The following is an 11,473-nucleotide window of genomic DNA, read 5'->3' on the forward strand; positions in this document are numbered from 1 at the left end:
CCGCTCTGATGCAGCGGCAAAATCGAACAACAAAAAAGGCCGCCCCCTCACGGGGACGGCCTCGTCATGACGCCGGTGATAGCCGGGCGACAGCTTACTTGATCTTGGCTTCCTTGAACTCGACGTGCTTGCGCGCGACGGGATCGTACTTGCGCATGCTGAGCTTCTCGGTCTGCGTACGGGAGTTCTTCTTGGTAACGTAGAAGTAGCCCGTGTCGGCAGTGGAGATGAGCTTGATCTTGACGGTGACGGCCTTGGCCATGTTGCGGCGCTCCAGAATCTCGCGGCATTCCGCGTGAGCGAAACGCAAGAACGAAAAGGGCCGGGCAGGCCCGGCCGAATACGGGCGGGTGAATGCCCGATCCGGCACAAAAGGTCAAGCAGGATCCGGTTCCGGAACCGGATGCTGGGCTCCGCTTCTGGTCTCCGGCTGGAGGCATCGGCCCTGGATCCGCATGGTCCGCGAACGCACTGTCGAGGCGCCGCTTCGGCCCTCGCTGTCGGGCCAGAATGCGCATCGCCGGGTCGCCGCCAGCCTACAGGCCCTGATCAGGCCGGATGCCGTCGAGGCCCTCGTCGAGTGTCCTGACGAGACTGCGGGCGATGCCGACGAGAGCGGTGATCATCGGCGTCGAGGGTTCGCGTCGCGCCGCCACGAGGCCGATCGTATGCTCCAGGTTGGGCGCCGTGATCGGGATCGCGCGCACGCCGTCCATGGGCCCCAAGGTATCCACGAGGATCGCTGGCATCACGCTTGCCCAGCGCAGGGTGCGCACATGGGTCATCAGCACGATCATCGAGTTCGATTCGAGGGTTGCGGCGGGCTCGCCGCCGGCCGCGCGGATCTGCTGGTCGATGATCCGCCGGTTCTGCATGTTGGGCGTCAGCAGGCAGAGCGGGATGCGCCCGACCTCCGCCCAGGTCACCGAGGCGCGATCGTCATAGGGGCCACCGGCTGCCGTGAGCAGGGTGTAGCGCTCGCGGTAGAGCGGCACGGCGATGACGCGCCCGAGCGGCTCGTTGTCGAGGTAGGTCAGGCCGGCATCAGCCTCTAGGTTCTCGATCAGCGAGAAGATGTCGTGCGAGGTGGTCGACTCCACCGTGAGCCGCACCCCCGGATGCCGGGCGCGGTATGGCGTCGTGAGGGTCGCCACCATGGGGAGCGCGGTGGGGATCGCGGCGATGCGCAGATGCCCCGTCAGGCCCTTCCGCAATGCTGACACGTCCTCGTGCATGGCCCGCGCATCGGCCACGATGCGGCGCGCCCAGTCGAGCACGCGCTCGCCCTCGGGCGTGAAGCCCTGGAAGCGCGAACCCCGCAGCACGAGCTGGACCCCGAAGCGGTTCTCCAATTGCTTCACCCCGGCCGACAGGGTCTGCTGGGTCACGCCGCAGGCTTCGGCCGCATGGCCGAAATGCTGCTCGCGGGCGAGCGCGAGCAGGAAGTCCAGCTTGTCGATCACGGGTGTATCCGGGCCGGCCACGGCGCGGACGGCGTCGGGCGTGCCGGAAGGTAGGGTGGGCCGGCGCCTGCCACAATTGGGCTCGGCAGCATGGCAATCCTCCAAAAACGCGAGGGCCGGCGACCGGAGGATGATCCGGCCGCCGGCCCTGCATGTTCGGTGGCGGGAGCGTGACGCGTCCCGCGGGCTGCCGTCAGCCCGCGTCGCTGGCACCCTCGCCGAGCTTCTGCGGGTCGCGTGTCGCGGGCCGTACTGGGCCTTCCTCCGCGGTCTCTGGCCCGCGGATCGCGCGCCGGACGAGGATGTCGGCACGCTCACCCATGTCGGGCAGGGCAGCCGACAGCCGGTCGACCATGCGCGGCGTCCAGAAGGCTGTGATGTGCTTCTGGACGCCCGCCACGGCCTCGTCCTCAGGGTAGGACCGGAAGAAGGTCGCGATCTGGTTTGCCATGCGGAGGAGCTTGTCCTCCTGGGTCACTGCGCTCATTGTCTCACTCCGCCGCGGCCTGGGCGATCCGGGTCAGGGAGAAATCTCCCTCGTAGAACTTCGCCTGCCAGTCGGAGGGCCGGTTGGTACGCCGGACCTGCACCGCCGTCACTTTGTACTCGGGGCAGTTCGTGGCCCAGTCCGAATAGTCGGTGGTGATGACGTTGGCGCCGGTCTTAGCGTGGTGGAAGGTGGTGTAGACCACGCCTGGCTGCATGCGCTCCGAAATCTTGGCCTTCAGAGCGATGTCGCCCGAGCGGCTCTCCAGGGCGACGAGGTCGCCGTCCATGATACCGCGCAGCTCCGCGTCGAAGGGGTGGATCTCCAGCACGTCCTCCTCGTGCCAGCGCGAATTGTGGGTGCGCCGGGTCTGAGCGCCGACGTTGTACTGGGAGAGGATCCGACCCGTGGTGAGGATGAGCGGGAACTTCGCCCCCGTGCGCTCCTCAGTCGCCACGAACTCGGTGATCATGAACCGGCCCTTGCCGCGCACGAAGCGGTCCACGTGCATCATCGGCGTACCGAGCGGCGCCTTCTCATTGCAGGGCCACTGTACCGAGCCGAGTTCCTCGAGTTTGGCATAGGACACCCCGGTGAAGCTCGGGGTGAGGGCCGCGATCTCGTCCATGATCTCGGATGGGTGGCTGTAGTTCATCGGGTAGCCCAGCGCGTTAGAGAGCAGCACCGTGCCCTCCCAATCGCCGTAGCCGCCCATCGGGGGCATGACCTTGCGCACGCGGCTGATGCGGCGCTCGGCATTGGTGAAGGTGCCGTCCTTCTCCAGGAATGAGGCTCCGGGCAGGAAGACGTGGGCGTATTTTGCCGTCTCGTTCAGGAACAGGTCCTGCACGACGATGCATTCCATCGCCTTGAGGCCTGACGTGACGTGATGGGTGTCGGGATCGGACTGCGCGATGTCCTCGCCCTGGATGTACATGCCCTTGAAGCTGCCATCGACGGCCTCATCGAGCATGTTGGTGATGCGAAGTCCTGGCGCGTTGTCGAGCTTGGCACCCCAGATCGCCTCGAAGCTCTCGCGGGTGGCATCGTCCGAGACGTGGCGGTAGCCGGTGAGCTCGTGGGGGAACGAGCCCATGTCGCAGGATCCTTGCACGTTGTTCTGGCCGCGCAAGGGGTTTACGCCCGCACCGAGCTTGCCGATGTTGCCGGTGGCCATGGCGATGTTGGCCATGCCCATCACCATGGTCGAGCCCTGGCTGTGCTCGGTGACGCCCAGCCCGTAATAGATGCCGGCCGCGCCGCCCGTGGCGTAGAGCCGCGCCGCGCCGCGCACCTGTTCGGGATCGAGGCCGGTGAACTGCTGCTGGTTCTCGGGGGAGTGGCGCTCCTCCGCGATGAAGCGGGCCCAGGACTCGAACTCGCCGAGGTCGCAGCGCGCGCGGATATAGGCCTCGTCGATCAGCCCTTCCGTGACGATGACGTGCGCGATCGAGTTGATGAAGGCGACGTTGGAGCCGGGCTTCAGGGGCAGGTGGAAGTCCGCCTTGATGTGGGGCGACTTCACGAGGTCGATCTTGCGCGGATCGGCGACGATGAGCTTCGCCCCCTCGCGCAGGCGCTTCTTCATGCGCGAGCCGAAGACCGGATGGCCGTCCGTCGGGTTGGCGCCGATGACGAGGATCACGTCGGAATGCGCCACCGAGGCGAAGTCCTGGGTGCCGGCCGAGGTGCCGAGCGTCGACATCAGGCCGTAGCCGGTCGGCGAGTGGCAGACGCGGGCGCAGGTATCGACGTTGTTGTTGCCGAAGGCCGCGCGCACCAGCTTCTGGACGAGGTAGGCCTCCTCGTTGGTGCAGCGGGACGAGGTGATGCCGCCGACCGAATCCTTGCCGTAGGTGGCCTGGATCCGCTTGAACTCGGAGGCCGCCCGGTCGATCGCCTCCTCCCAGGTGACCTCGCGCCACGGATCCGTGATCTTCTCCCGGATCATCGGCTTGGTGATGCGGTCCTTGTGAGTGGCGTAGCCGTAGGCGAAGCGGCCCTTCACGCAGCTATGGCCGTCATTCGCCTTGCCGCCCTTGTAGGGCACCATGCGCACGACGCGGTCGCCCTGCATCTCGGCCTTGAAGGAGCAGCCGACGCCGCAATAGGCGCAGGTCGTGACCTCGGCGTGCTCCGGCTGGCCGTATTCGTGGATCGACTTCTCCTGGAGCGTCGCGGTCGGGCAGGCCTGCACGCAGGCGCCGCACGAGACGCACTCGGATTCCATGAAGTTCGTCGGGCCGGCGGCGACGCGGCTGTCGAAGCCGCGGCCGGCGATGGTCAGCGCGAAGGTGCCCTGCACCTCCTCGCAGGCCCGCACGCAGCGATTGCAGACGATGCACTTCGACGGGTCGTAGGTGAAATACGGGTTCGACTCGTCCTTCGGCAGGTAGCGCTCGGAGCTCGGGCGGACGTGGTTGTCGCCCTCGTAGCCGTAGCGCACGTCGCGCAGGCCGACGACGCCCGCCTGCGTCTGCAGCTCGCAATCGCCGTTCGCCGCGCAGGTCAGGCAGTCGAGCGGGTGATCGGAGATGTAGAGCTCCATCACGCCCTTGCGCAGGCGCGCGAGCTTGTCGGTCTGCGTGTGCACCACCATGCCGTTCTCGGCCGGCGTGGTGCAGGAGGCGGGCGTGCCGCGCCGTCCCTCGATCTCCACGAGGCAGAGGCGGCAGGAGCCGAAGGGCTCCAGCGAGTCGGTGGCGCAGAGCTTGGGGATCTGCGTGCCCGCGGTCATCGCCGCGGCCATCACGGAGGTGCCGGCCGGCACCGTCACGGCCATGCCGTCGATGGTCAGCGACACCGTCTGCTCGGCGACGCGGATCGGCGTGCCGTAGTCGATTTCCTTGATGAGGGCCATGGACGCCTCCTCACTCGGCCGCGACGGGCAAGGACCCGGCCGGCCTGAAATCCTCGGGGAAATGGGTGATCGCGCTCATGACGGGCATCGGGGTGAGCCCGCCCATGGCGCAGAGAGAGCCGTCGGTCATGACCTCGCAGAGATCCTCGACCAGCTTCAGATTCGCCTCCGGCCGGATGCCCTTGATGACCTTGTCCATCGTCTCGAGCCCGCGGGTCGCGCCGATGCGGCAGGGGGTGCATTTGCCGCAGGACTCGGCGGCGCAGAACTCGAAGGCGAAGCGGGCCTGGCTGGCCATGTCGACGGTGTCGTCGAAGACCACGATGCCGCCATGGCCGACGAGGCCCTTCTTGGCGGCCATGGCCTCGTAGTCGAGGGGCGTGTCGAGGAGGTGGTCGGGGAAATAGGCCCCGAGCGGGCCGCCGACCTGCACCGCGCGCACCGGACGGCCGGAGCGCGTGCCCCCGCCGAACGACTCGATCACCTCGCGGATGGTGATGCCGAAGGCCACCTCGATCAGGCCGCCCTGGGCGATGTTGCCGGCGAGCTGGATCGGCAGCGTGCCGAGCGAGCGGCCCATCCCGTAATCGGCATAGGCCTTGGCGCCGTTCTCCAGGATCCACGGCACGGCCGTGAAGGTCATCACGTTGTTGACGAGGGTCGGCTTGCCCAGGAAGCCCTTGAGCGCCGGGATCGGGGGCTTCGCCCGCACGATGCCGCGGCGGCCCTCCAGGCTCTCGAGGAGCGAGGTCTCCTCGCCGCAGATATAGGCGCCGGCGCCGAGCCGGACCTCCAGATGGAAGCTCTTCCCCGAGCCGAGAATGTTCTCGCCGAGCACGCCGGCCTTCACGCCGTTGGCGATGGCCTCCTTCAGGGTCTCGAAGGCCTGGGGATATTCCGAGCGCAGGTAGATGTAGCCGCGCGTGGCGCCCGTCGCGACACCGGCGATGGTCATGCCCTCGATGAGGTTGAAGGGGTCGCCCTCCATCATCACCCGGTCGGCGAAGGTGCCGGAATCGCCCTCGTCGGCATTGCAGACCACGTATTTCTGGTCGGCCTGCGCCAGCATCACCGTGTTCCACTTGATGCCGGCCGGGAAGCCGGCACCGCCGCGGCCGCGCAGGCCCGACTCGCGCACCTGCGCCACGATGCCCTCGGCATCGAGCTTCAGAGCGGCCTCGAGGCCGCGATAGCCGCCATGCGCCCGGTAATCCGTCACGGAGACCGGATCGATCACCCCGCAGCGGTGGAAGGTCAGGCGCTGCTGACGCGCCAGGAAGGGGATCTGCTCAGGGTCGCCGAGGCGCAGGGCATGCGCGCCGCCCGTGGTCAGGCCGGCATCGAGCAGCGCGTCGACATCCTCGACCTTCACGGGGCCGTAGGCGATCCGGCCCTCGGGGGTGCCGACCTCGACCATCGGCTCCAGCCAGAACAGGCCGCGCGAGCCGGTGCGGACGATGGTGACGTCGAGGCCGCGGCGCTCGGCGCCGGCGAAGAGGGCGCGGGCGACCTTGTTGGCGCCGAGGCCGAGCGCGACGGCGTCGCGCGGGACGTAGATCGTGACGCTCACTGGCGCACCTCCGTCAGGGCCGCCTCGAGGACGTCGACGGTCAGCTGGGCGACCGGCTCGCCGTCGACGAGGGCGGCGGGGCCGTTGGCGCAGAGGCCGAGGCAATAGACCGGCTCGACGGTGCAGTTCCCGTCCGCCGTGGTGCCGTGCCACTCCGTGCCGAGATGCTTGAGAATGTCGGCATGGAGCGCGTCGCAGCCTTGCGCCTGGCAGGCCTCGGCCCGGCACAGCTTCACCGTGTGGCGGCCGGCCGGCTCACGGCGGAAGTCGTGATAGAAGGTGATGCAGCCATGGACCTCGGCGCGCGAGAGGTTCAGCGCATCCGCGATCAGCGGAACGGCTCCCTCGTCCACGTAGCCGAACGCCTCCTGCAGGGCATGCAGGATCGGCAGCGTCGCGCCTTCGAGGTGTGTGTGCTCTGCGATGATCCCGGCGGCGCGCGGAGCGCTCCAGGGTTCGAAACGCGGCATCGTTCCCTACCCACTTTTTTCCATTTCTAAGTGGGGAGATGAACAGAAATGCCGGTTCCCTTCAATCAAGCGGTCCGGTTGTCTGACAAAGGATCTCTGTCAAACTGTAACTTCGGCCTGCCGGCCCGGCTGCTCGCCCTCTCGCGTGACGCAGGGAGACCCCCGTCAAGCGCCCGCCGATCATCAAGGGAATTTTGTTAAGCCTTGGCCCTGGACACCCCATGCCAGGGCCGGAACGGCGGCATCTGCACTAAATTTCTGCCGATCCCGACGCCATTGGGGAGCAGCGAGATGCAGAGGCGCGCGGCCCGCCCCGATCAGAACTCCATGTCGAGCTCTTCGATCTCGTCCGGCTCGTGGGCGGCGGCCTCCGCCCATTCCGCCATCAGCGGCCAGCGCAGGATGGTGTCGCGATAGGCGGCCGCGCGTGGCGGCAGCGTCACGTCGTAGGTCCGGAACCGGGTGCAGACGGGCGCGTACATCGCATCCGCCAGGGTCGGACGCTCGCCGAACAGGAACGGGCCGTCATAGCGGGCGAGGCAATCGTCGATGATCGTGACGATGCGGTCGATGTCGACCTTGGCGCCGTTGAAGATCTTGAAGCCCGGATGGAAGGCCTTGAGGTTCATCGGCAGGGCCGAGCGCAGGTTGACGAAGCCGCCATGCATCTCGCCCGAGATCGAGCGGCAATGGGCGCGCGCGGCCATGTCCTGCGGCAGGAAGCCGGCGGCGGGAAAGGTCTCGGTGAGGTATTCCGCGATCGCCAGCGTATCCCAGACGACGATGCCCTCGTGGCGCAGGCGCGGCACCAGGAACGAGGGCGAGAGGTGCAGGAGCTCGGCGCGGCTCGCGGCGTCGTCGCCCGAGAGGATCTCGGTCCCGAAGTCGAGCCCCGCCATCCGGCAGATCAACCAGCCGCGCAGGGACCACGACGAGTAGTTCCGGCTCGAGATCGTCAGCGTCGCCTTCGGCATGAGTCTTGGCCTCCCGGGATACGCCTGCGCCGTGAGGGGACCCCGGCTCAGGTCATGGATTCCGTCCGATTCGCCGCATCCAAGACTCGTGCCGTTCGCCTCTCGCGCGCAAGGGCCGCCGCGCAAGGACCGCCGCGTAAGGGCCGCCGCGTAAGGGCCGCGCAGGCGCGGCGCGCCGATGGTGCCGATCGGCGGGGGCTCAATCGCGCCGCATCAGCGCGGCGACCTCCGCCTCCTCGGCCGCCGTCAGCCTCCGCTCGGGTGGGGGCGCCCTGCGGCGGGAGAGCCGCCAGATGCCGAACCCGCCGAGGAGGATCGCGAGGAGCGGCGTCGCCCAGAGCAGCAGGGTGTGCAGGCCGAAGACCGGACGCAGCAGCACGAACTCGCCGTAGCGCCGCACCACATAATCCTCGACCGCCTGGTTCGTGTCGCCCGCCTTCAGGCGCTCGCGCACGATCAGGCGCAGATCCTTGGCGAGGGGCGCGTCGGAATCGTCGATGGACTGGTTCTGGCAGACGAGGCAGCGTAGCCCTGCGGAGATCTCGCGGGCGCGGTGTTCCAGGCTCGCGTCCGGCAGCACCTCGTTCGGCTGCACGGCCCGGGCCGGGCCGGCGGCGAGCAGGGCCAGGAGAAGGAGGGGCGCGGCTCTCATTCGGCGGGCACCGCGGAGGGCGGCAGCCCCTTCGCCCTGGCCCGCACCGGCGCGCCGACCCGCATGCGCCGGTCCGTCAGCGAGAGGCCGCCGCCCAGAGCCATCACCACCGCGCCGAGCCAGATCAGCAGCACGTAGGGCTTGTGGTAGAGGCGCAGGCCCGCCCCGTCCGGCTGGATCTCGCCGAGGCTCGCATAGACCTGGCTCGCGCCGACCGTGAGCAGTCCCGATTCCGTCACCGCCATCTGCCGGCTGGGGTAGAAGCGCTTCGAGGTCTCGACATGGCCGATCTCGTCGCCCGCCCGGTTGCGGATGGTGAGGTAGGCGACCGTCTCCTCGTAGTTGGGGCCGGTGCGCGGCGCGACCCGGTCGAGGGTCGCGACATAGGGGCCGGCGGCGAGCGTCCCGCCGGGCTTCAGGGTGGCGAGCCCCTCCGTCGCCCAGCCCTGGGCGGCGATGCCGAGCACGACCACGCCGACGCCGGCATGGGCGGTGGCGGTGCCCCAGGCCGAGCGCGGCAGGCCGAGCGCCCGCCGCCCGATCACCGCGGCGCCGCGGGCGCGGGAGGCGCCGTAGCCGCGGGCGCGGCTGACGATCTCGAGAGCGGAGCCGACGATCAGGTAGGCGCCGAGCCCGACCCCCACGGGCGCGAGGACGGGACCGCCCCAGTGCAGGGCCGCGGCGCCGAGGCCGACGACGAGCGCCGCGGCCATGGCCGCGAACAGGCGCTGCGCGGCGGCCAGCGCGTCGCCCCGCTTCCAGGCCAGCGCCTGGCCGAAGGGGACGATGAGAAGCAGCGGCACAGCCAGGGGCACGAAGGTGAAGTTGAAGAAGGGCGGCCCGACCGAGATCTTCTCGCCGGTCAGCATCTCGAGGAGCAGCGGATAGAGCGTGCCGACGAACACGGTGGCGCAGGCGGCCACCAGGAACAGGTTGTTGAGGACGAGGCTGCCCTCGCGGGAGATCGGCGCGAACAGGCCGCCCTGGCGCAGCAACGGCGCGCGCCACGCGAACAGGGTCAGCGAGCCGCCGATGAACAGGATCAGGATGCCCAGGATGAAGACGCCGCGGGTCGGGTCGGTGGCGAAAGAGTGCACCGAGGTCAGCACGCCGGAGCGCACGATGAAGGTGCCGAGCAGCGACAGGGAGAAGGTGAGGATGGCGAGCAGCACCGTCCAGACCTTCAGGGCGTCGCGCTTCTCCATGACGACGGTGGAGTGCAGGAGCGCGGTGCCCGCGATCCAGGGCATCAGGGAGGCGTTCTCGACCGGGTCCCAGAACCACCAGCCGCCCCAGCCGAGCTCGTAATAGGCCCAGTACGAGCCCATCGCGATGCCGAGGGTGAGGAAGCTCCAGGCGATCAGCGTCCAGGGCCGCACCGCGCGCGCCCAGACCGCGTCGATGCGGCCGTCGATCAGGGCGGCGACCGCGAAGGCGAAGGTGATCGAGAAGCCGACATAGCCGACATAGAGGAGCGGCGGGTGGATCGCGAGGCCGGCATCCTGCAGGAGCGGGTTGAGGTCGCGGCCCTCGACCGGCGCCGGCATCACCCGGGCGAAGGGGTTCGAGGTCGCGATCATGAAGAGCACGAACACGAAGGTGATGAAGCCCTGGACCCCCAGGGTGTTGGCCCGCAGCACCGGCGGCACCGCGTTCCTCGCCACCGCGACGCAGGCGCCGAACAGGGTGAGGATCAGGACCCAGAGGAGCAGCGAGCCCTCGTGGTTCCCCCAGACGCCGGAGATCTTGTAGATGAAGGGCTTGGCCGTGTGGGAATTGTCGACCACGTTCTGGACCGAGAAGTCCGAGGTGGCGTGGGCGTAGGTCAGGGCCGCGAAGGCGAAGAGCACGCAGGCGAAGCTGCCGAGCGCCGCCTGCACCGCCACCTGCCGCAGAGCGGGCTCGCCCGCCCGCGCGGCCCAGGCGGGCATCACCGCCTGGACGAGGGAGAGCGCAAGGGCCAGCGCCAGCGCGAAGTGACCGGTCTCGACGAGCACTGCCTCAGACGTCCTTCTCAAACCACCCGCACGTCGCGTCCATGGGCTCAGCGCTCGCTGCGCGGCCCGAGGGTCTTGTCCGCCGCCGCGGCCTTGTCCTGACCCGCGCCTTTGCCCGCGCCCTCCTGCCAGCGTCCCTGGGCCTTGAGCGCGTCGGCGACCTCGCGGGGCATGTAGGATTCGTCGTGCTTGGCGAGCACGGTATCGGCCCGGAACAGGCCGCCGGTCTCCAGCCGGCCCTCCGCCACCACGCCCTGCCCCTCGCGGAACAGGTCGGGCAGCAGGCCCTTGTAGTGCACCGGCACGGTGGCGTTGGTGTCGGTCACCGTGAACTCGACCGTCTGGTCCGGCCCGCGGCGGAGCGAGCCCTCCTGCACCAGGCCGCCGAGGCGGAACCGCACGCCGGGCCCGACGCCCTGGGCGGCGACGTCCGAGGGCGAGCGGAAGAACACGATCGACCCGCTCATGGCCGTGAGGATGAGACCCACGGCGAGGACGAGCACCGCGCCGCAGACGCAGATCAGGACCAGGCGGCGGCTCTTGCGGGTCACGTGCGTCTTTCCCATGGCTGCGGGGCGGCCCGAACCGGGGGCCGGCCGCTTTCGTTCAGAGGGGTGTCGGCCCGGGCGGGCGCCCGGTCAAGTCCGCGGGGCCGGACCGATTGTCCGGGGGCCTCGATCCGCAGGCCCGGTCAGGGCTTGCCGGGGCGGCCCGGCAGGCCGAGCTCGCGGGCCAGCAGATCGAGGCGGCCGCCCGCGGCGCTGTCGGCGGCCAGCGCCATCCGCGCCCGCTCGAGCACCTGGGCCGCGCGCTCGCGCTCGCCCAGCGCGCTGTAGGAGCGCACCAGCCGCAGCCACTCGTCCGCGCTGCCGCCCTTGGCCGCGAGGCGCCGGTCGAGCCCGTCGGCCCGGTGCCGGGCCATGTTCTCGGCGCTCATCCGGAACGGGTAGGACTGGAACTGGAAGGCGGCCTGGCCGCCGTTCAGGGCGTCGCGGGCGAT

General features: G+C 69.4%; 10 protein-coding genes and 1 pseudogene. All 11 read right to left on the reverse strand.

From position 1 onward, the window contains the following. Positions 1 to 94: 94 nt before the first annotated feature. Positions 95 to 262: a 50S ribosomal protein L33 gene (rpmG, locus tag MET9862_RS19590; RefSeq protein WP_142584571.1), complete on the reverse strand. Its 168-nt coding sequence runs from the start codon at positions 260 to 262 to the stop codon at positions 95 to 97. 274 nt (positions 263 to 536) lie between these two features. Continuing rightward, entirely contained in the window at positions 537 to 1,463 is a 927-nt protein-coding gene (locus tag MET9862_RS19595; RefSeq protein ID WP_142584572.1) for a LysR family transcriptional regulator, read from the reverse strand. A 193-nt stretch (positions 1,464 to 1,656) separates the two neighbouring features. Next, positions 1,657 to 1,950, reverse strand: coding sequence for a formate dehydrogenase subunit delta (locus MET9862_RS19600; RefSeq protein ID WP_142584573.1), 294 nt, complete (start codon positions 1,948 to 1,950; stop codon positions 1,657 to 1,659). A gap of 4 nt (positions 1,951 to 1,954) precedes the next feature. After that, the gene (gene fdhF, locus MET9862_RS19605) at positions 1,955 to 4,810 is read right to left on the reverse strand and encodes a formate dehydrogenase subunit alpha (protein WP_142584574.1); all 2,856 of its coding nucleotides are present in this window, start codon (positions 4,808 to 4,810) and stop codon (positions 1,955 to 1,957) included. Between the two features lie 10 nt (positions 4,811 to 4,820). Continuing rightward, complete coding sequence (locus MET9862_RS19610; RefSeq protein ID WP_142584575.1) at positions 4,821 to 6,380, reverse strand: formate dehydrogenase beta subunit; 1,560 nt, start codon at positions 6,378 to 6,380, stop codon at positions 4,821 to 4,823. Continuing rightward, entirely contained in the window at positions 6,377 to 6,850 is a 474-nt protein-coding gene (locus MET9862_RS19615) for a formate dehydrogenase subunit gamma (RefSeq protein ID WP_142584576.1), read from the reverse strand. Before MET9862_RS19615 ends, MET9862_RS19610 begins: the two co-directional genes overlap by 4 nt. 317 nt (positions 6,851 to 7,167) lie before the next feature. Next, positions 7,168 to 7,824, reverse strand: a complete 657-nt coding sequence (locus MET9862_RS19620) for a glutathione S-transferase family protein (protein ID WP_142584577.1) — start codon at positions 7,822 to 7,824, stop codon at positions 7,168 to 7,170. A gap of 199 nt (positions 7,825 to 8,023) precedes the next feature. Beyond that, positions 8,024 to 8,476: a cytochrome c-type biogenesis protein gene (locus MET9862_RS19625; RefSeq protein WP_142584578.1), complete on the reverse strand. Its 453-nt coding sequence runs from the start codon at positions 8,474 to 8,476 to the stop codon at positions 8,024 to 8,026. Continuing rightward, positions 8,473 to 10,473 carry a heme lyase CcmF/NrfE family subunit gene (locus MET9862_RS19630; RefSeq protein WP_142584579.1) on the reverse strand — a complete coding sequence of 667 codons (2,001 nt, stop codon included), beginning with the start codon at positions 10,471 to 10,473 and terminating at the stop codon, positions 8,473 to 8,475. The genes MET9862_RS19625 and MET9862_RS19630 overlap by 4 nt, the downstream gene beginning before the upstream one ends. Positions 10,474 to 10,520: 47 nt before the next feature. Next, positions 10,521 to 11,024: a cytochrome c maturation protein CcmE gene (ccmE, locus tag MET9862_RS19635; RefSeq protein ID WP_142584580.1), complete on the reverse strand. Its 504-nt coding sequence runs from the start codon at positions 11,022 to 11,024 to the stop codon at positions 10,521 to 10,523. A gap of 140 nt (positions 11,025 to 11,164) precedes the next feature. Next, positions 11,165 to 11,473: pseudogene (locus MET9862_RS19640) on the reverse strand (c-type cytochrome biogenesis protein CcmI); the annotation flags it as partial.

This window comes from Methylobacterium symbioticum (assembly GCF_902141845.1).
GTDB classification, from domain to species: Bacteria; Pseudomonadota; Alphaproteobacteria; order Rhizobiales; family Beijerinckiaceae; genus Methylobacterium; species Methylobacterium symbioticum.